This is a genomic window from Kribbella sp. NPDC003505 (assembly GCF_040610875.1).
GTDB lineage: Bacteria > Actinomycetota > Actinomycetes > Propionibacteriales > Kribbellaceae > Kribbella.
Window position 1 is genome coordinate 333199 of sequence record NZ_JBEXNA010000005.1, and the last position, 22940, is coordinate 356138.

Genomic DNA, 22940 nt, shown 5'->3' on the forward strand with positions numbered 1-22940 from the left:
AACATGGCACTTCTCGACCTTCAGGGTCTGGAGACCCCGGGTTACGGCCACGGCGGCCACCACCACGGCGGCTCCACGCTGACCGTGCTGGGCTGCGCTTCGCAGACCCCGAGCAACCTGAGCCTGCTGCTCTGCCACTGATACGGCACCTGTATTGCCAGGTAGTGAGGCCCTGGGCGGTGACCCCGCCCAGGGCCGACCTGTAGCTCCGGGCCTGGCTGCTCGTTGTGTTGGTGGGACCAAGGGGAGAGTGAGGTGATCGACCCGTGCAGTCTTATCCATGCGCCGAGCGTCTGACGCTCGTGGAGCAGGTGCACGGTAGTGACGTCGCGGACCCGTACCGCTGGCTCGAGGACTCCGTGGCCGCGCAGACCGAGCGATGGCTGCGTGACCAGGACGAGCTCTGGCTGACGTACGCCGCGTCGCTGACCAGCCGGTTCGGCTGGAAGAACCAGGTCCGGCGGTTGTCGGACGTCAGCAGCGTGTCCACGCCCGTCTGGCGCGGAGACCGCCGCTTCACGCTGCGCCGTGCGGCCGGGCAGCAGCACGCCGTCCTGTACGTCGACGAGACGCCGCTGATCGATCCGAAGCAGCTCGACCCGACCGGCCTGACCACGCTCGACGCCTGGCAGCCCTCGCCGGACGGCACGAAGCTCGCGTTCCAGCTGTCCCGCGGCGGTGACGAGCGCTCGTCGCTGAGCGTCCTCGACATCGCGTGCGGCCAGGTGGTCGACGGGCCGATCGACGGCTGCCGCTATTCGCCCGTTGCGTGGCTTCCCGACGGAAACACCTTCTACTACGTGCGCTTCCGGCAGGTGCGCCGTCACCGCCTGGGCGACCCCGACGAAGTCACGGTCCTCGCCGACGAGGCGTCGTACGGCCTGGAGATCAGCACCGACGGCCGCTGGCTGACGATCTGTACCGCGACCGACGTGTGGCTCGCCGATCTGACCACCGACGCACCGCCGCGGCATCTGCCGCAGGACGCGACCACGATCATGTCGGTAGGTCCGGACGGCCGTCTGTACGTCGTCACCGCGCAGGACTCGCCTACCGGGCGGATCTGCGTCGGCGACCCGACCGAGCCGACGGTCTGGCACGACTACCTCCGCCCGGACAAGCCGCTGACCGGCCTGGCGATCCTCGACGATGTGGTCCTGGTCAGCACGACCAACGAGATCACCGTGCACGACCGGGAGAGCGGCCGGCTGCAAACGACCCTGGACCTTCCCGGCAGCGGGTCAGTGGGTGCGTTGACCGCCTACGGGAACCGGGCCTGGTTCAGTTACACGGACAGCGTGACACCGCCGACTGTCTGCTGCTACGACGCGAGCACTCGCACCACCACTGGAGCCGTCGCCGCGCGGGACGCCAAGATGCGGCGGCTGACGACCAGAACCGGTGTCGAGCTGCACGTGATCGGCGAGCCGGGGCCGCGTCCGACGATCCTCTACGGGTACGGCGGGTTCGGGCAGTCGCTCACGCCGACGTACTCCGCCTTCGCGCTGGCCTGGGTCGAAGCAGGCGGGACCTTCGTGACGGCGACCGTCCGCGGCGACGGCAGCTCACACCACGCCGGAATGCGCCGCCGCAAGCAGAACGTCTTCGCCGACTTCATCGCCGCCGCCGAGCACCTGATCGCCGACGGCTGGACCACCGCCGACCAGCTCGCCATCTGCGGCGAGTCCAACGGCGGTCTGCTGACCGCGGCTGCGCTCACCCAACGCCCCGAACTGTTCGCCGCCGCGGTCTGCTCGGCCCCGCTGACCGACATGGTCCGCTACGAGCTCTCCGGGCTCGGCGAGCGCTGGACCGGGGAGTACGGCACGGTGCAGGACGCAGACGACTTCGAGGCCCTGCTCTCCTACTCGCCGTACCACCGCGTCGCCGACGGCGTGAAGTACCCGGCGGTCCTGCTGACAGCCTTCGGGAACGACACCCGCGTGGATCCCTTGCACGCAAGGAAACTGTGCGCGGCGCTGCAGCACGCGACGGCCGGTAGCCGACCGGTCCTGCTGAGGTTCGAACCGGACGCCGGGCACACCACCGGCGGCATCGGGCTCGCCGCCGACATGCTCGCGTTCGTCGCGGACCAGACGGGCCTCCGCCGATGATCACCTTCCAGGAGGTGGCCAAGCGCGGGAGGGGCTGGTTGCCGCTGATCGGAGTCAACGCGCTCATCGGCAGCGCCGTCACGCTCGCACTCCCGACGGTCCTCGGTCGTTCGGTCGACTCGATCGTGGCCGGCGACGGGTACACGCGCTGGCTGGTCGTCGCGGCGTCGCTCATCGGGCTCGGCATCGCGGCCAGCATCATCGACGCGTTCGCGGGCGCGGCCTGCGTCGCCGAGACCACGGCCTGGCTCCGCCACCGGCTGGTCCGGCACGTCGTTCGCGGCGGCCCCGGCGGCGCGCGCGACTTCGAGACCGGCGACCTCGTCACCCGCGTCTCGGCCAATGCGACCGACGCCGCCCAGGCCGGGCCGGCCGCGGTGACCGCGATCGCGGCGGTCGCTCCCCCGCTCGGCAGCCTCGTCCTGCTGGCCGTGATCGACCCGTGGCTGGCCGCCGCGTTCTTCGGCGGCGTCCTGCTCGTGGTCCTCGTGCTCTGGACCTTCGCCAAGCGGACCGCCGACGTCAGCCTGGCCTATCAGGAGACCCAGGGCCGGATCGCCGCGCTGCTGTCGGAGGCGCTCACCGGCATCCGCACGATCACTGCCGCCGGTACGACGGAGCGCGAGGAGCGCCGCATCCTCGGCCTGTTGCCCGAGCTGCACCGCAACGGCGTCGTCACCTGGCGGATCCTGGCCCGCTCCGGCGCGCAGGCCGCGGTCGTCGGCCCGCTCGTCCTGGTCGCGGTCCTGGCCGTCGGCGGCGTCCAACTCGTCGGCGGCGACATCACCGCGGGCGAACTGTTCGCCGCCTCGCAGTACGCCGTGCTCGGGGCCGGTCTCGGCAACCTGACCGGCGTGCTCGGCGAGCTCGCCCGCGCCAAGGCCGGCATCCGGCGGTCCGCCGAGGTGATCGCGATCGAGCCCGTCGCGCACGGCACGTTGACGCTGCCGTCCGGTCCCGGGCAGCTGACGTTCGACGGTGTCAGCGTGGTCGCCGACGGGAACGTCCTGCTGGACAACGTGAGTCTCGAGCTCCCCGGCGGCCTGACGGTCGCGGTCGTCGGCCCGAGCGGCGCCGGCAAGTCCGTGCTGGCAGCGGTCGCGGCGCGGCTGCGAGACCCGTCGACCGGTCAGGTCTCGCTGGACGGCGTACCGTTGCAGGCCGTCAGCCGGCGTGCGCTGCGGAGCGCGGTCGGGTGTGCGTTCGAGCGCCCGCAGCTGGTCGGCCGGACGATCGGCGAGGCGATCGACCCGCACGCGGTCAGCCCGGTCCGCACACTCGCGGCCACCCGCGCCACACATGCCCACGACTTCGTCAGCCGGCTGCCCGACGGGTACCTCACCTCGTTGCGCAAGGCACCGATGTCCGGCGGCGAACGCCAGCGCCTCGGCCTGGCCCGGGCCTGGCCGGCCCGCCGGCTCCTGGTCCTCGATGACGCCACGTCGAGCCTGGACACCGCCACCGAACGCCAGATCAGCCGCACCCTCACCGAGGACCGGCACCGCCGCACCCGCCTGATCGTCACCCACCGACCCGCCACAGCGGCCCGCGCCGACCTGGTCATCTGGCTCGACCACGGCCAGGTCCGCGCCATCGCCCCACACGCCGACCTCTGGCACAACACGTCGTACCGAGCCGTGTTCGGATGAAACGAGAGCTGTCAGACGGCGTTGCTGCGTTGCGGAGGCGGGCCGCGGTCGGGTTGATCGCGTGGTCGGTTCCGGAGATTCTGCCGACGGCGGTGTACGGGATCGCGGTAGCGCGGGCTACGGACAGCTTTCTGGGTGGTCACGCGTGGCAGGGAATCGCTTGGCTGGGCGGGCTGGTCGCGACCGCCGGTCTGGGCGCGGCTGGTGCGCGTCAGGTGTACGGGCGGCTCGGGGAGCTGGTCGAGCCGTTGCGGGACGATCTGGTCCGCCGGGTCGTCGGCGGCGCGCTCCGGACCGCGGACGACGGTGCCGTCGCCCGTCTGAACCGGCAGGTCGAGATCGTCCGGGACACGTTCGCGGGCCTGGTCCTCGTCCTGCGCAGTTTCGCGGTCACGCTGTTCGGCGTCCTGACCGGGTTGCTGTCGCTCGCCCCGCTCGTCGCCGCGTTCGTCGTACCGCCCTTCCTGCTGGGGTTCGCGTTGTCCCTCGCGGTGCTCGGGATGGCGGCGGACCGCGTCCGTGCGTCGCTGACCGCGGACGAGGACCTCGCGGCCTCGGCCGGGATGGTGTTCGCCGGCGTCCGCGACATCAGCGCCTCCGGAACCGAGGAGTACGCCGAATGGCTGGCCGGCGTGCCGATCGAGGCGCACGCGACTGCGGAACGCGCACTGGCGAAGGTCTCCGCGCTACGGACGCTGTGCTTCGCCGTGGGCGGCTGGTTGCCGCTGCTGATCCTGCTCGCGACCGGACCGTGGTTGGTGGGCCGCGGCGTGAGCACAGGTACGTTGCTCGGCGGACTGACCTATGTCCTGATCGGTCTGCAACCGGCGCTGAACACGGTGATGAATGCCCTGGGCGACAGCGGCCTGCGCTACGTCATCACGCTCGGCCGGATCCTCGACACCTCGACCCCGACCGACGCGCCGCGCACCGTCGACGTACTCAACGGCTATCAGGTCCGGCTGCGCGGATTGACGTTCGCGTACGGGCCGAAGGCCGAGCCCGTGCTCGACAAGCTCGAACTGACGATCCCCGAAGGCGACCACCTCGCCGTCGTCGGACCCAGCGGTATCGGCAAGTCGACGCTGGCCGGCCTGGTCTGCGGCATGCTGACTCCGACCGCCGGCCACGTACAGCTCGGCGGTGCTCCGCCGGCCGACGTCAACGTCGAGCGGCTCGCGCAGACCCGGGTCCTGATCCCGCAGGAGGCGTACGTCTTCAGCGGCACCGTGCGCGACAACCTCGCCTATTTGTTGCCCGACGCAACAGATCATCAGCTGGAGCTCGCCACCAAGACCGTCGGCGCCGAGCAGCTCGTCGAACGTCTCGGCGGCCTGCACGCCACGGTTCGCCCGGGCGAGCTCTCCGCCGGCGAGAAGCAGCTGCTCGCGCTGGTCCGCGCCTACCTCTCGCCCGCGCCGCTCGTCGTGCTCGACGAGGCGACCTGCTTCCTCGACGCGGAGGCCGAGCGCCAGGCCGAGGAGGCGTTCGCCAGACGTGAGGGGACGCTGGTCGTCATCGCGCACCGGATCAGCTCGGCCCTGCGGGCCAGGCGGATCCTCGTGCTCGACGGCAACAAAGCCGCACTCGGCACGCACGCCACGTTGATGCGCACGTCCCGGATGTACCGCGACCTGCACGGCAACTGGACGCCAGGCCCTCAGATCCAGCCCGCGTCCTGAGCCTTCCGGATCGCCTCGATCCGGCTCCGGGAGCCGGTCTTGGCGAGGATCCTGGACAAGTAGTTCCGCACGGTGCCCGCGCTCAGGCTGAGAGTCCGCGCGACTTCCTGCGCGGTCGCGCCGGTGGTGACCTGGCGCAGCACCTCGCACTCCCGGTCGGTGAGCGGGTTGTCGCCCGCCTTCAGCGCGGCCACCGCCAGCCGGACGTCGACCACCGGCAGCCCTTTCGCGACGTCGCGCACGGCCTGCACCAGTTGATCGGTCGTCGCGTCGGTCGCGATCAGGCCGATCCGCGGCGCCTGCTTCACCAGCGCCAGGCTGGTCGCGGCGATCGCCTCATGATCGATCAGCACCAGCACGCCGCGCCCCGCGAGCTTGCGGCAGAGCTCCTCGATCCGGATCCGGCCGGGCAGCTGCGGGTCGAGCAGGAACACCTCCGGACGTCGCCCTGCCACCTGCAGGACGTCCTCCGAGCGGTCCAGCTCGGCCACCACGTCCAGGTCGTTCTCCCTTGCCAGCACCGCGGCCAGTGCACCACGCACCAACGTGCCACGATGGCCGAGAGCCACTCGGATCACCGCTTCTGCCCCCATCACCGTCCGTCGCCTCACCACCCCCAGCGGTGAAATCCAGCTGCCGGACGGCGGTTGCCCGTGTTTCGATCAACGAGTGAACGCACCGAATGGCACGCACGAATCCACGACCTGCCCCGGGTGTGGCGCCGTCCTGCCGGTTTCGCCGTGGCCCGGTACGCCGAAGTACAACGCGTCCGGCGAATGCGCGGAGGTCGCCGGGGAGCTGCTCGGCTTCGAGGTGCAGCACGCGGCCCGGCTCGGATACCTGCACCAGCTCCGGATCGACGCGTACGGCGCGCAGCACGTCGCCCCGGCCGCGCCGCCGATCGGGCCGGTGTTCGCGCTCAACGGTCTCTACATGTTCTTCGAACGCGGCTCGGGCAACGTCGACGTCCGCACCGCGCACGGGATCATGGCGAACGCGTGCGACGACTGGCCGCGCCTCGTCCCGCCGACCCGCGTCGGCGCGCTGACGGCGTACGACGTGCTCACCGCGGGCGGCGTCGACGAGGTCGAAGCGGCACTGCTCGAGTGGGCCCGGGAGGTCTGGGAGTCGTGGCCGGACGACGACCGGGAGACCATCCGCGAACTGACCGTGCGACTGGTCCCGGAACGCTGGTTCAAGCGCTGAAAACTGATCGGTTCCCAGGCGTGCAGCTCGGCGTGTCGCGGCCCGGAAACCGTTCTGTTGTTGGGCTTTCGGAAGTTCAGGCTCCGGAAAAACTTCGGGGCAGATCACGGATTGGTCTTGCGTTTCGGGCGATCCTCACACAGGATGACTCAGGTCGCGTCGTTACCGTGGCGTGACCATTCGGACGCTGTCCCGTGACCTGGTCGGCGACGCGTCCGGGTGCCCTCCCCTGCACGGTGCGTTCCACCATGCCCAAGCTCACGAGGAGCGCTTTTCAGATGTCCAAGGCCCGACATGCGCGCGCCCGGCGAAGCACTCGCCGGGTGGCCCGAACCATCTCCATCGCCGGTCTGGGAGCCGGTATCACCGCCGCCGGCGCCGCTTCGGCGTTCGCGACCGACTACAAGGTCAAGTCCGGCGACACCCTCTCCGAGATCGCCCAGGCCAACGGCGCCGACTGGCACGAGCTGGCCCGGATCAACAACCTGAAGGACCCGAACCTCATCCTGATCGGGCAGACCCTCACGCTCGACGGTGTGCAGAAGGCGGCCGCCGACCCGGCGCCGCGGTCCACCCAGAAGAAGGCCGAGAAGGCCGAGAAGAAGAGCTCGAAGTCGGAGCGCAAGGCGAAGACCAGCCGGTCCGAGGACCGCCCGCAGAGCAGCGGCAAGGCCAACCTGAGCGGCGCCTGGGCGAAGGTCGCGAACTGTGAGTCCAGCGGCAACCCGCGCGCTGTGAACCCGGCCGGTTACTACGGGCTGTTCCAGTTCGACCTGCGGACCTGGCGCAGCGTCGGCGGCTCCGGCAACCCGGCGAAGGCCTCCGCGGCCGAGCAGCTGATGCGCGCGAAGAAGCTCTACGCGCAGCGCGGCGCTTCCCCGTGGCCGGTCTGCGGCAAGTACCTGCGCTGACAAGCCGACCCGGCCGGGCGACGGTAGATCATCCTCCACGCCCGTCGGGCCCACTGGACCGCTTCCCGCCCATCGTGGCGGGTCAGTGCGCACACTTATCCGTGAGCGCGATGGGCGGGAAGCACCAGAGGTCAGCTGCGGGTGATGACCAGCATCTGGTCGGCGCCGACCTGGAACTCGTACGGCACCTTCCGGATCTCGTACGTCACGCCCTGGAGTGACTCCAGCAGTTCCGGCAGCCACGCGATCGGTTCGCCGGCGCCCTGTTGCACCAGCGGGAAGATCCGCACCTCGGCGTTGCTGACCCGGATCAGCTCCCGCAACGCGGCCTCGTGCCAGTCCCGGTCGTACTTGTCGGACCAGGTGAACAACAGATGTGAGCACAGCACCATCTCGAACCGGCGATCCCCGAACGGCAGGTCCGGCAGGCCCGCGGCGACGTACCGCTCCGGCGCCGCCTCGACGTCCTGCAGGAATCGGTCGGCCGCCTCGATCCGGTACTGATCCTTCCGCTCCGGCGACCCGTACCAGTGCCAGACGAAGCTCCCCGCATGCTCGTCGACGATGCCCGACGTCGCCGGCAGGCTGCGCCGGACGCTGTCGACGAGCTCGGCATGGTCCAGCTCGTACGCCGGGTCGGCGGCGATCGCGTCCACGCCACGGGCGGCAGCCTCGGCGGTGAAGCCGGCGCCGCCCGCGCAGCAGTCGAGCACGGATTCGGGGAGTTCCACCAGGTCGAACATCGCTTCGTACTCGGCGTACGAGCGCGAGGTCACCAGCACGGGTCTACCTTTCGACGGTTGTCTTCCGGCGCAACCGGCGGTCGAGGGTGGTCGCCCCCGCCGCCAGAGCCAGGAACAGTACCGCCACCAGCAGACAGTTCAGTAGCACCCGTCCGTACCCGTGCTCGTCGACGTTCACGAACGGGTACGGATAGAAGTGCACGAACTCGCCGCGGATCAGCGTGAACCCGAGCCACAGCAAGGGGTACACGATCGACCACCCGACGATCCGCCAGTCGGTCTGACCGCGCGGCCCGAACAACAGCCAGCCGAGGACGCCGGCAATCGGGGCAGCCGTGTGCAGCAGGAAGTTGGACACCCAGGCCCACCCGCTCAGATCGTCCAGCCCGGCCAGTACCGCGTGATAGACGATGCCGGTCACCGCGATGCACAGCACACCGTTGAGCCGCAGTGTCTTGTACACCGCACTCCGCGTCCTGTCCGGCCACAGCGCGAGCACGAGGACCGTACCGCCGAGCAACAAGTTGGACTGGATCGTGAAGTAGGCGAAGACGTTGAAGAGGCGTTCGGGCGCGGTGGAGAAGAAGCCCTCCTCGTTCTGCGCCGACAGCGGCAACTGGATCACGATGCCCGCCAGGACCACCGTCACGGTCAGCCAGGTCCAGATACGCCCCGTTGTCGTCATGAACGCAATGTACGACGACCACGAGGCGTACGCCGGGACCTCAGACGGACTCCTTCTCCCGGTCCGGCGCCTCGGCGCCCTCGAAGGAGTAGCTGAAGGACACGATCGCGTCGATGACCAGCACGATCGTCCAGGTCCAGGCCGGCCCGAGCGCGGCGTCGTACCCGCGGCCGGAGAGCAGGCCGAGGCCGATCATGATGCCGACGCCAACGCCGTACGCGAGCAGGTGCCGGAACCAGCCGGCGCGCTCCCGACGGGCACGCTCCGGGCCCTTCTTCGGCGGCTTGACCGGACGCGGGGCGCCTGCCAGGTAGTGCGCGGCCCACTTGTCTGCCCACTTCAACGTCTGGTGGCCGAAGCCGACGCTGACGCCGATGAAGATCGCGGCCAGCGAGTGCTTGAACGACGGCTCCGCTCCCCGATGGATGTCCACGACGCTCGCGACCAGCATCACGACGTCGACCAATGGCACGCCGGCCAGGAGCACCAGACCGAGCTTCGGCAGCCGGAGCAGGTAGCGGGCCGCCAAGCCTGCGACGAGCAGGACCCAGAACCCGATCTCACACGCGGCGATGACAGCAAGCAGCACGGTGTTCCCCTCCCGAGTTTTTAAGTACGACCGTGTTGTAAAACGAGACTAACACAGCTGTGCTAAAAAGGACCACATGCCGAAGATCGTCGACCACGCCGCCCGCCGCGAGGAGATCGCCGAAGCGCTCTGGCGGGTGGTCCGCCGGGACGGGATCCGGGCGGCCTCGGTGCGCACGATCGCCGCCGAGGCGGGCTGGTCCGCGGGCGCGGTGCGGTACTACTTCCCCGACCAGGACGGGTTGCTCAGCTTCGCGATGGATCTGGTGTCGCGCCGGGTGACCGAGCGGGTCGCCGCGATCCAGCCGAAGGGCTCCGCGACCACGATCGCGCTGCGCTACCTCGAGGAGGCGCTGCCGCTGGACGCCGAGCGGCGCGCCGAGTTCGACGTCTGGATGGCGTTCATGGCGCAGGCCCAGGCCGAATCCGGAGCCGGCGGCCTGCGCGCGCACGTCGACACCGTGCACGACGGTCTGCGGCAACTGTGCGAGTCGCTGCTGAACGCGCTCGCCGAGGACGGGGCGCTCCGGGACGATCTCGATGTCCGCCGGGAGGCCGAGCGCCTGCACGCCCTGGTCGACGGCCTCGCTCTGCACGCCGCCATCCAGCCCGACCGCACCAGCCCGGCCCGGGTCCGGCAACTGCTGCGGCATCACCTCGAGACGCTGATGGCCCGGCAGTAACCCCTTACAAACCTGGGTTTTCGGACAAGAATCGCCGGGACCGGTCTAAAACCGCGCGGCACGTGGCACGATCACCGCATGGAGTCCGAGGGGGTGATCGTCGTCAGTGGAATCATGGCGGCGGGGAAGTCGTCGGTGTCCCAGATGCTCGCCGAAAGATTCCAGTACGGCGTGCACCTGCGGGGGGACGTTTTCCGGCGGATGATCGTGAGCGGCCAGGCCTCGATGGCCGACGACGTGCTCGCCGCACAACGCCAGCTGCAGCTGCGCTACCGGCTCGCCTGCCTGGCCGCCGACGAGTACGCGAAGGCCGGCTTCACCGTGGTCCTGCAGGACGTGGTGATCGGCGAGTTGCTCCGCGAGTTCCTGGACGGGATCCGGACCCGGCCGCGGTATCTCGTCGTCCTGACGCCCCGGCCGGAGGTCATCTCGACCCGGCTCGGCGGCGCGCACCATCTGGTCGACGAGCTCGACTACGAGCTGCACGCGTTCAGTCCGCGGCGCGGGCTCTGGCTGGACAACTCCGACCTGTCGGTGGGCGAGACCGTGGACGCGATCCTCGGCCGGCTCGACGAGGCGCGCTTCGACTGATGCGGCCGTCGCTACCCGGGGGTAGTTTGAGTGGATGACCGTACGCCGGACGTCCTGCAACCTGTGTGAAGCGATCTGCGGCGTGCTCGTCACCGTCGAGGACGGCCGGGTCACCGACATCCGCGGCGACGAGTCCGACCCGCTGTCCCGCGGTCACATCTGCCCGAAGGCGGTCGCGCTCCGCGATCTCCAGGAGGACCCCGACCGGCTGACCACACCGGTCCGGCGGACGGCCGACGGCTGGCAGCAGATCGGCTGGGAGGCGGCGTACGAGCTCGTCGCCGGCAAGCTCACCGGGATCCAGCGTGCGCACGGACGGAACGCGGTCGGGGTGTACCTCGGGAACCCGAACGTGCACAGCCTCGGCGCGCTCACCCATCTGCCGACGATGGTCCGGCAGTTGCGGACCCGGAACCGGTTCAGCGCGACCTCGATCGACCAGTTGCCGCACATGCTCGCGTCGTACCTGCTGTACGGGCACCAGCTGATGATCGCGGTGCCGGACATCGACCGGACGTCGTACCTGTTGATGCTCGGCGCGAACCCGCTGGCGTCGAACGGGAGCATGATGACCGCGCCCGGTTTCGGAAAACGCTTGAAGGAACTGCGGAAACGCGGCGGAAAGGTCGTCGTCGTCGATCCGCGGCGGACCGAAACGGCAGCGGTTTCCGACGAGCATCACTTCGTCCGGCCGGGGACCGACGCCGCCTTCCTGCTCGCCCTGATCCATCAGGTCATCTCCGACGGTCACGCGCGCGTTGCGGCGTACGTCGACGGTCTCGCGACGGTCGAGGCCGCGGTGGAGAAGTGGACCCCGGAACGGGCCGCGGACAGCACCGGAATCCCGGCGGACGCGATCCGGCGGATCGCGCACGAGTTCGCGACGGCCGAGCGGGCGGCCTGCTACGGGCGGGTCGGGGTGTCGACGCAGCAGTTCGGGGCGATCTGCCAGTGGGCGATCCAGGTGCTGAACATCATCACCGGGAACCTGGACCGGCCCGGCGGCACGATGTTCCCGCGGCCCGCGGTGAACGCGTTGCTCGGACTCGGGCGCGGCCACGTCGGCGTCTGGAAGAGCCGCGTCCGCGGGCTGCCGGAGTTCGGCGGCGAGCTGCCGGTCTCGACGATGGCCGAAGAGATCCTGACGCCGGGCGAGGGCCAGATCCGCGCGATGGTGACGGTCGCGGGGAACCCGGTGCTGTCGACACCCGACGGCCGCCGGCTCGACGAGGCACTGGGGTCGCTCGAGTTCATGGTCGCGGTGGATCCGTACATCAACGAGACCACGCGGCACGCCGACGTGATCCTGCCGCCGGCGCCGCCGCTGGAACGGGACCACTACGACGTGATCTTCCACCAGCTCGCCGTCCGGAACACCGCGCGGTGGAACGACGCCGTCCTGCCGAAGCCCGCGTCGGCGCGGCACGACTGGGAGATCTTCCGGGACCTGGGGCTGGCGCTGGTACGCCGTACCCCGTGGAGCCGGCGCCGCGTACAGACCACGGCACGGCTGCGGTTGTCACCGCGGCGGATCGTCGACGCCGGGCTGCGGCTCGGTCCGTACCGCTTGTCGGTCGGGAAGCTGCGCCGGTCACCGGGCGGGATCGATCTCGGCCCGTTGCAGCCGGCGTTGCCCGGAGCACTGCGCCGGACCTCGAAGCGGATCGACCTCGCCCAGCCGATGATCCTCGACGATCTACCGCGGCTGGATGCGCTGACGACCGTCGCCCCCGGCGAGCTGCTGCTGATCGGCCGTCGGCACCTGCGCAACAACAACTCCTGGATGCACAACTCCGCACGCCTGGTGAAGGGCAAGCCGCGGCACCAGCTGCTGATGCATCCGGGCGACCTCGCCGACCGCGACCTGACCGACGGCCAGCTGGTCACCGTCACCTCGGCGGCCGGCGCCGTCTCGGTCGAGGTTGCCTCTAGCAACGACATGATGCCCGGCGTGGTCAGCCTGCCGCACGGCTTCGGCCACAACCACCCGGGCGCGCGACTCTCGGTCGCGAGTCAGGTCCCCGGCCCGAGCGCGAACGACATCACCGACTCAGCCTTCGTCGACGCCGTCGCCGGCACCGCCGCGGTCAACGGTGTACCCGTCACCGTCACTGCCGGCTGAGCAGCTCCGACACACGCGGGGTTATCCGTTCGCGCGAGGTGGGGGCGCGGAGCTCTCGCGGATGAGCAGGAGGGGCGTCGAGTACAGGTGCGACTGCGGCTGGGCGCCGGCGAGGAGATTCAGCAGGCGGTGGGTCACCTCGGCTCCGTACCCGACCACGTTGTGGCTCAGGGCGGTGAGTGTCGGATGGGTGATCCGGCACAGCGGCGAATCGTCCCAGGCGACCAGCGTGATGTCGTCGGGGATGCGGAGGTCGAGCGCCTGGACGACGGCCAGTCCGGCCACCGCCATCAGGTCGTTGTCGTAGACGATCGCGGTCGGGCGCGGGGTGACGGCGAGGACCTCGCGGGTCGCGTCGGCGCCCTGCGTGGCGGAGTAGTCGGTGTGATGGGTCGAGGCCGTCAGCGCGAGCCGGCGGGCCGCCACGTCGTACGCCTGGTCGCGGATCCAGACGTCGCCGAACTCCGGCGGACCGGCCACCCGCGCGATCACCCGGTGGCCGAGCGACGCCACGTGGTCGAGCGCCGCGGTCATCGCCGCGGCGGCGTCCGTCCAGACGCACGGCATCCCGTCGGCGAGCGCTGGATCGCCGACCAGGACGGCCGGCAGACCGAGCGTGCGCAGCACCGGGATGCGGGGATCGGCGACCCGCAGGTCGACGACGATCACGCCGTCGACCCGGCGCTCGGCGGCCCATTTCCGGTACGTCGCGAGCTCGGCGTCCAGATCCGCGACGACCTGGAGCGCCAGCGAGTACGACTTCTCGGCCAGCACCGACTCGACCCCGCCGACGAAGCCCATGAAGTACGGCTCCTCGCTCAGCGTCTGCGCACTCCGGGCCAGGACGAGCCCGAACGTCTCGGTGCACGCCGCGGACAACTGCCGGGCGGCGCGGTTCGGCGCCCACTGCATTTCCGCGGCGACCTTCAGCACTCGCGCCCGGGTGGCCTCGGACACCCCGGGCCGATTGTTCAGCGCATAGGACACTGCGCCTTGTGAGACACCGCAGCGCCGTGCGATCTCTTTGATGGTTACGTGCGGCACGATGACGCTCCTCCCCAGCGACCGGACCGCTGACGGACGATCCGGACACTCACAGTGTCCTCCGTCACGCACACCATGTCAGGATCTCCGCACAGAAAGTGATCTCCCCGGAACCGCCGGGGCTGAACGGCCTGTCAGGTGACCGCCCAGTCGTTGGGCGGAGGGTGGTGTGGACGGGGCCGGGTGGGATACGGTTGCCGTCGTTACTTAACCGGTTCGGCTTATCAGTCGGCGCCAACCCCAGGGCAGCGGGTGCGGCGCCGCCGACAAGGAGAAACCATGGTCGCAAAGGACCACCTGTCCCTCCAGTTGTACACGGTCCGGGGCAAGCTCGAGGAGGACTTCGACGGCACCCTGGCCCGTATCGCGGAGATCGGCTACACCAAGGTCGAACCCTTCGGTGTGACCGCATTCGCGGACCGTCTGGCCGAGGCGCTGCCCAAGCACGGACTCTCGGCCCCGACCACGCACGCCGGCCTGCTCCGCGAGGACAGCGCCCCGATCTTCGCCGCGGCGCAGCGGCTCGGCATCACCACGGTGATCGACCCGCACACCGACCCGGCCCGCTGGCAGGCCGCGGACGACGTCAAGGCGATCGCCCAGGGCCTGAACGAAGCCGCGAAGGTTGCCGCCGACCTCGGCATCACGGTCGGCTACCACAACCACCAGTTCGAGCTCGAGTCGACGATCGGCGGCGCGCACGCGCTGGAGATCCTCGCGGACAACCTGTCCGACGAGGTCATCCTCGAGGTCGACACGTACTGGGCCGCGGTCGGCGGCGCCGACGTGCCGGCGCTGCTGAAGAAGTTCGGCGAGCGGGTGACGGCGATCCACGTCAAGGACGGCGACGGGACCCTGAACAACAAGGCCCAGGTCGCGGTCGGCGACGGCACCATCGCGGTCCGGGACATCCTGGCTGCGGCCCCGCAGGCGCTCCGCGTCGTCGAGCTGGACGACTTCACCGGCGAGATCTTCGACGCGGTCCAGGGCTCGTACACCTTCCTCACCGGAGAGGGCGCCCCGGAATGACCGCGGTCGGTGTAGGTGTGATCGGCGCCGGAGTGATCTCCGACGCCTACATCAAGAGCATGCAGAGCTTCCCGGACCTGAAGGTCGTCGCGATCGGCGACCTCCGGCCGGAGGCCGCCAAGGAGAAGGCCGAGCAGTACGGCATCGAGGCACACGGGGGTCCCGAGGCGGTGCTGAACAACGCCGACGTCGAGATCGTGGTCAATCTGACCATCCCGATCGCGCACGTCGAGGTGGCCCTCGCCGCGGTCGCCGCCGGTAAGCACGTCTGGAGCGAGAAGCCGTTCTCGCTGGACCAGGAGAGCGGCCTGAAGCTGCTGGCGACGGCCCAGGACGCGGGCCTGCGGCTGGGCTGCGCCCCGGACACCATCCTGGGCCCGGGGTTGCAGGAGTCCCGGCGGATCATCGAGCGCGGTGACATCGGTACGCCGCTGACCGCGCTCACCCTGATGCAGTCTCCCGGCCCGGAGTCCTGGCACCCGAATCCGGCGTTCCTGTTCCAGCAGGGCGCAGGCCCGCTGTGGGACATCGGCCCGTACTACCTGACCACCCTGGTGCAGCTGTTCGGCCCGGTCGCCGCCGTCGCGGGGATCGGCTCGAAGTCGCGGGACAAGCGCACGATCGGCTCCGGTCCGCTGGCGGGGACCGACTTCGACGTCACCGTGCCGACGCATGTCAGCGCGATCGCGAAGTTCGAGTCGGGGCAGTCGTCGCAGAGCATCTTCAGCTTCGACTCGCCGCTGCCGCGGGCCGGGTTCGTCGAGATCACCGGTTCGGACGCGACCCTCGCCGTACCGGACCCGAACGGGTTCGACGGTGCGATCAAGATCCGCCGGCGCGGCGCGGAGGACTGGGAGACGATCGCCGAGACGAAGGCGGTCGCACAGCGCGGGACCGGCGTCCTCGAGATGGCCCGCGCCATCCGGGCCGACCGGCCGCACCGGGCGACCGGCGCGCTGGCGTTCCACATCGTCGACGTGATGGCGTCCATCACCGACTCGATCGACACCGGCGCGTTCGTGGACGTGGCGAGCACGGTCGAGGTCGCGCCGATCCTGCCCGACGACTGGGACGTCACGGCGGCCACCCTGTGAGTGATCTGTGAGCATCCTTCTGGATCCCCGGCGGACCGTCGTGTTCGCCGGGGACTCGGTGACCGACTGCGGCCGCCGTAGCGATCCTTCCGGACTCGGTGACGGCTACGTCCGCGAGCTGTCCGACGAGCTCGGCGATCGCCGGCCGGCGATGGTCAACGCCGGCATCAGCGGCAACCGGGCGGCCGACCTGGCCGCCCGGTGGTCCGCCGATGTGCTGGCCCACGACCCGTCGCTGGTGTCGATCCTGATCGGGATCAACGACACCTGGCGGCGGTACGACGAGAACGACCCGACGCCCCCCGAGGACTTCGAGGCGTCGTACCGGTCGCTGCTCGACCCGCTGTCGTGCCCCGTGGTCCTGATGGAGCCGTTCCTGCTGCCGGTCAAGGACGGGCAGGAGGATTGGCGGGAGGACCTCGACCCGAAGCTCGAGGTGGTCCGGAAGCTGGCCGTCGAGTACGGCGCGATCCTCGTCCCCACCGACGTCGAGCTGACCAAGCAGGCCGCGTCGGTCGGTGCGGCGACGCTCGCCGGCGACGGCGTACACCCCACCGCTGCCGGACACCGCGCCCTCGCCGATCTGTGGCGACGGTACGTCCTGGACGCCTGACGTTCCCTGCTCCCGTGCCTGGCGGGAGCAGCGCGGTTCTACTAAACCGGTTCACCTACTGTTCGCCCGCGACTCGGAGCCCGACTGTGACATCACTCAAGACCTTCGACCTGACCACCGACGGCGGTGCCGCCTGGACCGTGCACGCCGTCGAGGGGCCGGCGCCCGACGGCCTGATCGGCCGCGCCGTGGCCGCCACCGTGCCGGGCGAGGTGCACACCGACCTGCTCGCGGCCGGCGAGATCCCGGACCCGTTCGACGGCGACAACGAGTCGCGGCTGCACTGGATCGGCCGGACCCGCTGGACATTCCAGACAACGTTTTCCTGGGTTGCTGACAGCAACGACCGGCAGGAGTTGGTGGCCGAGGGGCTGGACACGGTCGCGACGGTGACGCTGAACGGTCAGGAGCTCGGCCGGACCGCGAACCAGCACCGCTCGTACCGGTTCGACGTCACCGGCGTTCTGGTGGCCGGGGACAACGAGCTGACGGTCGAGTTCGAGGGACCGGTGACCGCCGCCGAGGCCGAGCGCGCGAAGGTCGGCAGCTGGCCGCACACCAACCTGCACCCGTACAACGAGCTGCGGAAGATGGCGTCGAACTTCGGCTGGGACTGGGGACCCGACGTCGCCACGGCCGGCATCTGGCGCCCGATCCGGATCGAGTCCTGGTCCGATGTCCGGATCTCCTCGGTCCGGCCGCTCGCCCGGGTAGAAGGTTCGGACGGCATGCTCACGACGCACGTCGAACTGGCCTGGGCCGACGACGCTGCCGGTGAGGCCACCGTGACGGTCGAGGTCGGCGGCACTCGGCAGTCGGCGACCGTCAAGCCCGGCACCGACACCGTGGAGCTGGTCAGCACGGTCGCCGACGTGGATGTCTGGTGGCCGCGCGGGTACGGCGAACAGCCGCTGTACGACGTGACCGTGACGCTGAACGACGACGACTGGCACGGTCGCGTCGGTTTCCGGAACGTCGCAGTGAACGTTGCCCCGGACAACGACGGCACGCCGTTCGTGCTGTCGGTGAACGGCAAGCCGATCTACGTGCGCGGCGCGAACTGGATCCCCGACGACGCGTTCGTCACCCGTCTGAGCGCCGACACGTACCGGACCAGTGTCGAGGACGCGGTCGACGCGGGCATGAACCTGCTGCGCGTCTGGGGCGGCGGGATCTACGAGAGCGAGCTGTTCTACGACGTCTGCGACGAGCTCGGCATCCTGGTCTGGCAGGACTTCCTGTTCGCGTGCGCGGCGTACTCGGAGGACGAGCCGCTGCGGAGCGAGGTCGAGGCCGAGGCTCGCGAGGCCGTCACGCGACTGAGCCGGCACGCCAGCCTCGCAGTCTGGAACGGCAACAACGAGAACATCTGGGGGTACGTCGAGTGGGGCTGGCGGGTCCCGCTGGCCGGGCGGCCGTGGGGCGCGGGCTACTACCTCGACCTGCTGCCCCGCATCGTCGCGGAACTCGACCCGCGGACGCCGTACTCGGCCGGCAGCCCGTACTCGTTCGACCAGTTCATCCACCCGAACGACGACCGGCACGGCACCATGCACATCTGGGACGTCTGGAACCAGGTCGACTACACGACCTACCGCAAGTACAAGCCGCGGTTCGTGTCGGAGTTCGGGTTCCAGGGGCCGCCGGCCTGGTCGACGCTGACGTCGGTGGTGCACGACGTGCCCCTGGATCCCTACGGTTCGCAGATGCTGGTGCACCAGAAGGCGTTCGAGGGGAATCTCAAGCTGGAGCGCGGCCTCGGCGACCACCTTCCGGCCTGGAAGGACATCGACGACTGGCACTGGACGACGCAGCTCAACCAGGCGCGCGCCGTTGCCTACGGCATCGAGCACTTCCGGTCCCTGTTCCCGTTGAACACCGGTGCGGTCGTCTGGCAGCTCAACGACAACTGGCCGGTAGTGTCCTGGGCGGCCGTCGACGGGCACGGTATCCGCAAGCCGTTGTGGTACGCGTTGAAGCGCGTGTACGCCGACCGGCTGCTGACCGTTCAGCCCCGGGAGGACGGCCTGGTCGTTGCCGCACACAACGACACCGACGAGGTGTGGTCGACCGAGGTCACCGTCACGCGGCGGTCGACGCTCGGCGACGAGGTGCTCGCCCGGGAGACGTTCGCGGTGGAGATCGCGGCCCGCTCCGCGGTGGTGAACGAGCTGCCGTCGTCCGTCGCGGTCGCCGGGAAGCCTGCCGCCGAGTACCTCGAAGTGCGCGGCGCGGACGGCGTCACGGCGTACTGGTACTTCGTCGAGGACACCGAGCTGCAGCTCGCGGGTGACGCCTATGCGGCCGCGGTCACGCCGACCGAGGGCGGGTACGACGTGACGGTCAGCGCGACTGCTCTGGCGAAGGATCTGGCGCTGTTCCCGGACCGGCTGGACGCGGCAGCGCGAGTGGACTCCTGCCTCGTCACGCTGTCCGCGGGCGAGAGCCACACGTTCCACGTCACCGGCGCCGACGCTCCGGCCGAGATCGCCGTACCGGTGCTGCGATCGGTGAACGATCTGCTGAACTGACTTGGCTGTCTTTACGTCGAGACCTTGACTAATGGTGCGGCGGGACCGCTACTTGGGGGTGAAACCCCTTGGTCCCGCCCCACCTCGGAGGTCTTGCCATCATGCGCGCTCTCGCCGTCGTCCTGCTGAGTTTCGCTTCCCTGCTGGTTGCTCCGGCCACCGCGTCCGCGGCCCTGCCGGCCTGTCAGCACTTCTACACCGGACCGATCCCCGACCGGCCGGTCTCCGGCGGGTACGGCAACGGTACGACGGCGCCGCCGTACGACGTCAGAGGCCGGTTGCCCGCACCGGGCGGGATCAACGGCGGCCTCGGCGCGGACGGGAAGGTGACGTTCACGTTCAACCGGGTGGTCGGCGCGAAGGCGTACCGGGCGTTCCGGAACGGGCAGGCGCTGCAGTGGATCAGCGACTGGGGTCAGCCCACGTTGCAGGTCACTGACGCGAGCCCGTGCGACGGCGCGCACTACCAGGTGTACGCGATGACGGCCGAGGACACAGCCGCGTCGTCGATCGGCCAGATCAGCACGTCGTACCGGCTGGACTCCTCGAACCGCTTGGCGGCGTACCGGATGCCGGCCGGGACCACGCTGAACTATCGCGTGTCGGCGTACAACGACGTCGCGCAGACCGCGCTCGGCTACAACGCCGGCACCGGGATCTGCGCAGTGGATGCGCGGATCATCCCGTGGGGTACGCGGCTGTACGTCCCCGGCTACGGGCACTGCTACGCGGCGGACATCGGCAGCTGGATCAAGGACGACATCGTCGACGTCTGGTTCCCGCCGGGATCGGACGCGGACAACTGGGGCATCCAGCGCCTCACACTGACCATAGAATGATCCTTTGTGACCTGGGGGAAACGCGTTGCGGTCGGTGTGTTGCTGCTGACTGTTGCCGGATGCAGCGACACCACGCCGACCGCCGGAGTCGTCACTGAGACACCACAGACGCGTGCTCCCGCTGCACCGGCACGCACGGTTCGCCCCACGCTTGCACCGGTGCACGCCAGACCAGGTGCCTCTAGCAACGTCAAGCTGATGCCGGTGCTCGACGACGGGCCGCGGGACCGCAAGCGGGTCGCGTTGACCTTCGACGCCGATCTGACCGCGCTCATGCGCAGACGGCTGGTGTCGGGGCAGGTCAAGTCGTACTACAACAAGGCACTGATCGACGTGCTCCGGGCGCTGCATGTCCCGGCGACCATGTTCTTGACGGGGATGTGGATGGAGCAGTACCCGCAGGTGGTGAAGGAGCTTGCCGCCGACCCGCTGTTCGAGCTGGGGACGCATACGTACGACCACCGTGGTTTCACCGAGCACTGCTACACCTTGGGGACCGTGCCGCGTGCGCAGATGCTGACCGACGTACAGCGCGCGGTCGTACAGCTGGACCAGCTGGATCCGCACGCCACAAGGTGGTTCCGGTTCCCCGGCGGCTGCTACGACGCCGCCGTACTGCACGAACTGGCCCCGGCCGGCGTCACGGCAGTCGGCCTGGACGTGCCAGGCGCCGACGGCTTCGCCAAGTCCCCGCAGCCGATCATCAAACAGGTCGTGGACCACGTCCAGAACGGCTCGATCGTCGTCCTCCACATGCACGGCGGCGACAACGCGCCGTACACCGCCCAAGCCCTGGGCCCGATCGTCCGAGAACTCCGCGCCCGCGGCTACGAACTCGTCACCGTCACCCGGCTCGTCAGTCGACGTTGACGGCGACGTACTTGATTTCCAGGTATTCGTCGATGCCGACGGTGCCGCCCTCGCGGCCGAGGCCGGATTGTTTGACGCCGCCGAAGGGTGCGGCGGGGTTGGAGACGATGCCCTGGTTGAGGCCGATCATCCCGGCTTCGAGGCGCTCGGAGACGCGGAGGGCGCGACTCAGGTCCTTCGTGAACAGGTAGGACACCAAGCCGAACTCCGTGTCGTTCGCCATCCGCACGGCCTCGTCCTCGGTCTCGAACGCGGTCAGCGGCGCGACCGGCCCGAAGATCTCCTCCTGCTGCAGCCGGGCACTCCGCGGTACGTCGGCGAGCACCGTCGGCTGGAAGAAGTACCCGTTGCCGTCAGCAACCGCTCCGCCGGTGAGCGCGCGGGCGCCCTGGGCGATCGCGTCGGCGACCAGGTCGGCCACTTTGTCGCGCTGCTTGCCGTCGATCAGCGGGCCGACGTCGACGCCTGCCTCGGTGCCGCGGCCGACCTTCAGCCGGGACATCCGCTCGGTCATCCGGGTCGCGAACTCGTCCATCACCGACGACTGCACGTAGATCCGGTTGGCCGCCGTACAGGCCTCGCCGCCGTTGCGCATCTTGGCCAGCATCGCCCCGTCGACGGCCTTGTCGAGGTCGGCGTCCTCGAACACCAGCAGCGGAGCGTTCCCGCCGAGCTCCATGCTGGTCCGCAGCACCTGCTCGGACGCCTGCTCGAGCAGTGTTCGCCCGACTGCCGTCGACCCCGTGAACGAGAGCTTGCGGGCGCGGCCGTCGCGGATCAGCGGCTCCATCACCCCACCCGCGTCGTGGGTGATCACCACGTTGAGCACGCCGGCCGGGAGCCCGGCCTCGGTCATCAGCTCAGCCAGCTTGAGCATCGACAGCGGCGTCTGCGCGGCGGGCTTGATCACCATCGTGCAGCCCGCCGCGACCGCCGGGCCGATCTTGCGGGCGCCCATCGCCGCCGGGAAGTTCCACGGAGTGATCAGCAGGCACGGACCGACCGGCTGGCGCATCACCAGGAACCGGCCGGAGCCGTTCGGCGCGATCTGGTAGCCGCCGTCGATCCGGACCGCCTCCTCGGCGAACCAGCGGAAGAACTCGGCCGCGTAGGCGATCTCGCCCTTGGACTCGGCGACCGGTTTGCCCATCTCGAGCGTCATCAGCAACGCGAGGTCGTCGGCCCGCTCGGTCATCAGCTCATAGGTACGGCGGAGGATCTCGCCGCGCTCCCGTGGCGGCGTCGCGGCCCAGTCGGCCTGCGCGGCCACGGCGGCGTCCAGGGCAGCCTTGCCGTCGGCCGGACTCGCGTCGGCCACGTCGCACAGCGCCGTACCCGTGGAGGGGTCCTCGACGGGCAGAGTCTTGCCGCTCTCGGCCGCCACCCACTTGCCGCCGATGAACAGCTCGGTCGGACAAGCCTCGACGACTTCCCGCTCTCGTGACATGAGCCTGCCTTTCGCCTAGTCGGGCAGTACCCAGATTAGGCGGTCTGGATGAGCGCCCCGAGAGGTACGCTCGCCGCAGCCGAGAGCTCACTCCGTGGCCGAGTAGCAGCGGCCACGGCCTGGCTCCCGGCTCCCGCACAAATGTGGGTGCCGATCCCCCATGCGCGCCGTCGCCCTGGCTGGCAACCTGTCAGCGTGCTCAACTCAGCGGTGCGCCGGGACAGCCTCGCGGCGGAGTCCGGCTGCGAGTTGTACGAGCTCGACGCGCACCGCCCGGACCAGGCCGAGGAGCTGACCAGCCGTCAGATCGCGATCGGCCGCCTGATGTCGACCGGCCTGAAGGACGCCGCAGTGGCCCGCGAGCTAGGTCTGTCGCTGCGGACCGTGCGGGCCGAGATCAGCGCGATGGTGGCCGCACTCGGCGCCAGGTCCCGCTTCCAGGCCGGCTGCTTGCTGACCCGCCGCTACGGCTGAGCCATGTTCTGACCTGCGGCGCCGA

The 22940-nt window shown here is 69.9% G+C and carries 22 protein-coding genes; 16 read left to right on the plus strand and 6 right to left on the minus strand.

The annotated features are described in order from the left end of the window. Positions 1-3 precede the first annotated feature (3 nt). The 4 genes from ABZX12_RS19535 (at position 4) to ABZX12_RS19550 (ending at position 5445) form a co-directional block, all read left to right on the plus strand. Positions 4-141, plus strand: coding sequence for a SapB/AmfS family lanthipeptide (locus ABZX12_RS19535; RefSeq protein WP_130387812.1), 138 nt, complete (start codon positions 4-6; stop codon positions 139-141). A gap of 125 nt (positions 142-266) precedes the next feature. After that, positions 267-2114, plus strand: coding sequence for a prolyl oligopeptidase family serine peptidase (locus tag ABZX12_RS19540; RefSeq protein ID WP_355694881.1), 1848 nt, complete (start codon positions 267-269; stop codon positions 2112-2114). Beyond that, the gene (locus ABZX12_RS19545) at positions 2111-3763 is read left to right on the plus strand and encodes an ABC transporter ATP-binding protein (protein ID WP_355694883.1); all 1653 of its coding nucleotides are present in this window, start codon (positions 2111-2113) and stop codon (positions 3761-3763) included. Before ABZX12_RS19540 ends, ABZX12_RS19545 begins: the two co-directional genes overlap by 4 nt. Next, complete coding sequence (locus ABZX12_RS19550; RefSeq protein WP_355694885.1) at positions 3760-5445, plus strand: ABC transporter ATP-binding protein; 1686 nt, start codon at positions 3760-3762, stop codon at positions 5443-5445. Before ABZX12_RS19545 ends, ABZX12_RS19550 begins: the two co-directional genes overlap by 4 nt. Here ABZX12_RS19550 and ABZX12_RS19555 read toward each other — a convergent pair. Further along, positions 5424-5987: a response regulator transcription factor gene (locus ABZX12_RS19555; protein WP_355695450.1), complete on the minus strand. Its 564-nt coding sequence runs from the start codon at positions 5985-5987 to the stop codon at positions 5424-5426. The two genes, ABZX12_RS19550 and ABZX12_RS19555, sit on opposite strands and share 22 nt — an antisense overlap. A 127-nt stretch (positions 5988-6114) precedes the next feature. Between ABZX12_RS19555 and ABZX12_RS19560 the strand changes: the two genes are divergently transcribed. Next, positions 6115-6651, plus strand: a complete 537-nt coding sequence (locus ABZX12_RS19560; RefSeq protein WP_355694887.1) for a DUF5946 family protein — start codon at positions 6115-6117, stop codon at positions 6649-6651. 323 nt (positions 6652-6974) lie between these two features. Then, entirely contained in the window at positions 6975-7562 is a 588-nt protein-coding gene (locus ABZX12_RS19565; protein ID WP_355694888.1) for a transglycosylase family protein, read from the plus strand. A gap of 131 nt (positions 7563-7693) precedes the next feature. Here ABZX12_RS19565 and ABZX12_RS19570 read toward each other — a convergent pair whose 3' ends face one another. From ABZX12_RS19570 to ABZX12_RS19580, 3 genes are read right to left on the minus strand one after another with little or no spacing between them, the layout of a single operon-like run. After that, positions 7694-8344: a class I SAM-dependent methyltransferase gene (locus tag ABZX12_RS19570; protein WP_355694890.1), complete on the minus strand. Its 651-nt coding sequence runs from the start codon at positions 8342-8344 to the stop codon at positions 7694-7696. A 4-nt stretch (positions 8345-8348) separates the two neighbouring features. Continuing rightward, positions 8349-8990 (minus strand): Pr6Pr family membrane protein, encoded by a 642-nt coding sequence (locus ABZX12_RS19575; RefSeq protein ID WP_355694892.1) that lies wholly within the window; start codon positions 8988-8990, stop codon positions 8349-8351. Between the two features lie 40 nt (positions 8991-9030). Beyond that, positions 9031-9579 (minus strand): 2TM domain-containing protein, encoded by a 549-nt coding sequence (locus ABZX12_RS19580; RefSeq protein WP_355694894.1) that lies wholly within the window; start codon positions 9577-9579, stop codon positions 9031-9033. 76 nt (positions 9580-9655) lie between these two features. Between ABZX12_RS19580 and ABZX12_RS19585 the strand changes: the two genes are divergently transcribed. The 3 genes from ABZX12_RS19585 to ABZX12_RS19595 all read left to right on the plus strand — a co-directional run bounded on the left by ABZX12_RS19585 (position 9656) and on the right by ABZX12_RS19595 (position 12974). Beyond that, complete coding sequence (locus ABZX12_RS19585) at positions 9656-10261, plus strand: TetR family transcriptional regulator C-terminal domain-containing protein (protein WP_355694895.1); 606 nt, start codon at positions 9656-9658, stop codon at positions 10259-10261. 78 nt (positions 10262-10339) lie between these two features. Beyond that, positions 10340-10852, plus strand: coding sequence for an AAA family ATPase (locus ABZX12_RS19590; protein WP_355694897.1), 513 nt, complete (start codon positions 10340-10342; stop codon positions 10850-10852). Between the two features lie 34 nt (positions 10853-10886). After that, entirely contained in the window at positions 10887-12974 is a 2088-nt protein-coding gene (locus ABZX12_RS19595; RefSeq protein ID WP_355694899.1) for a molybdopterin-dependent oxidoreductase, read from the plus strand. Positions 12975-12995: 21 nt separating this feature from the next. Here ABZX12_RS19595 and ABZX12_RS19600 read toward each other — a convergent pair whose 3' ends face one another. Next, a complete protein-coding gene (locus ABZX12_RS19600) occupies positions 12996-14018 on the minus strand; it encodes a LacI family DNA-binding transcriptional regulator (RefSeq protein WP_355694901.1) in 1023 nt (340 codons plus the stop codon). Positions 14019-14297: 279 nt separating this feature from the next. Between ABZX12_RS19600 and ABZX12_RS19605 the strand changes: the two genes are divergently transcribed. From ABZX12_RS19605 to ABZX12_RS19630, 6 genes are all read left to right on the plus strand, one after another. Beyond that, complete coding sequence (locus ABZX12_RS19605; RefSeq protein ID WP_355694903.1) at positions 14298-15047, plus strand: sugar phosphate isomerase/epimerase; 750 nt, start codon at positions 14298-14300, stop codon at positions 15045-15047. Then, complete coding sequence (locus ABZX12_RS19610; RefSeq protein WP_355694905.1) at positions 15044-16141, plus strand: Gfo/Idh/MocA family oxidoreductase; 1098 nt, start codon at positions 15044-15046, stop codon at positions 16139-16141. Before ABZX12_RS19605 ends, ABZX12_RS19610 begins: the two co-directional genes overlap by 4 nt. Before the next feature lie 7 nt (positions 16142-16148). After that, entirely contained in the window at positions 16149-16754 is a 606-nt protein-coding gene (locus ABZX12_RS19615) for an SGNH/GDSL hydrolase family protein (protein WP_355694907.1), read from the plus strand. A gap of 86 nt (positions 16755-16840) precedes the next feature. Then, positions 16841-19285, plus strand: a complete 2445-nt coding sequence (locus ABZX12_RS19620; RefSeq protein WP_355694908.1) for a glycoside hydrolase family 2 protein — start codon at positions 16841-16843, stop codon at positions 19283-19285. Positions 19286-19386: 101 nt separating this feature from the next. Then, the gene (locus tag ABZX12_RS19625; RefSeq protein ID WP_355694910.1) at positions 19387-20124 is read left to right on the plus strand and encodes a 3D domain-containing protein; all 738 of its coding nucleotides are present in this window, start codon (positions 19387-19389) and stop codon (positions 20122-20124) included. A gap of 159 nt (positions 20125-20283) precedes the next feature. Further along, positions 20284-20994 (plus strand): polysaccharide deacetylase family protein, encoded by a 711-nt coding sequence (locus tag ABZX12_RS19630; protein WP_355694912.1) that lies wholly within the window; start codon positions 20284-20286, stop codon positions 20992-20994. Here ABZX12_RS19630 and ABZX12_RS19635 read toward each other — a convergent pair. Then, complete coding sequence (locus ABZX12_RS19635) at positions 20981-22441, minus strand: NAD-dependent succinate-semialdehyde dehydrogenase (protein WP_355694914.1); 1461 nt, start codon at positions 22439-22441, stop codon at positions 20981-20983. The genes ABZX12_RS19630 and ABZX12_RS19635 overlap by 14 nt on opposite strands. Before the next feature lie 195 nt (positions 22442-22636). Between ABZX12_RS19635 and ABZX12_RS19640 the strand changes: the two genes are divergently transcribed. Next, positions 22637-22915: a LuxR C-terminal-related transcriptional regulator gene (locus tag ABZX12_RS19640; RefSeq protein WP_355694916.1), complete on the plus strand. Its 279-nt coding sequence runs from the start codon at positions 22637-22639 to the stop codon at positions 22913-22915. Positions 22916-22940: the final 25 nt, after the last annotated feature.

Excerpts from the sequence above, each read along its gene's own strand:
- ABZX12_RS19535 (WP_130387812.1), top strand. The coding sequence starts at position 4 with ATGGCACTTCTCGACCTTCAGGGTCTGGAGACCCCGGGTTACGGCCAC.
- ABZX12_RS19590 (WP_355694897.1), top strand. The coding sequence starts at position 10,340 with ATGGAGTCCGAGGGGGTGATCGTCGTCAGTGGAATCATGGCGGCGGGG.
- ABZX12_RS19575 (WP_355694892.1), bottom strand. The coding sequence starts at position 8,990 with ATGACGACAACGGGGCGTATCTGGACCTGGCTGACCGTGACGGTGGTC.
- ABZX12_RS19635 (WP_355694914.1), bottom strand. The coding sequence starts at position 22,441 with ATGTCACGAGAGCGGGAAGTCGTCGAGGCTTGTCCGACCGAGCTGTTC.
- ABZX12_RS19595 (WP_355694899.1), top strand. The coding sequence starts at position 10,887 with ATGACCGTACGCCGGACGTCCTGCAACCTGTGTGAAGCGATCTGCGGC.
- ABZX12_RS19545 (WP_355694883.1), top strand. The coding sequence starts at position 2,111 with ATGATCACCTTCCAGGAGGTGGCCAAGCGCGGGAGGGGCTGGTTGCCG.
- ABZX12_RS19585 (WP_355694895.1), top strand. The coding sequence starts at position 9,656 with ATGCCGAAGATCGTCGACCACGCCGCCCGCCGCGAGGAGATCGCCGAA.
- ABZX12_RS19605 (WP_355694903.1), top strand. The coding sequence starts at position 14,298 with ATGGTCGCAAAGGACCACCTGTCCCTCCAGTTGTACACGGTCCGGGGC.
- ABZX12_RS19625 (WP_355694910.1), top strand. The coding sequence starts at position 19,387 with ATGCGCGCTCTCGCCGTCGTCCTGCTGAGTTTCGCTTCCCTGCTGGTT.
- ABZX12_RS19550 (WP_355694885.1), top strand. The coding sequence starts at position 3,760 with ATGAAACGAGAGCTGTCAGACGGCGTTGCTGCGTTGCGGAGGCGGGCC.
- ABZX12_RS19610 (WP_355694905.1), top strand. The coding sequence starts at position 15,044 with ATGACCGCGGTCGGTGTAGGTGTGATCGGCGCCGGAGTGATCTCCGAC.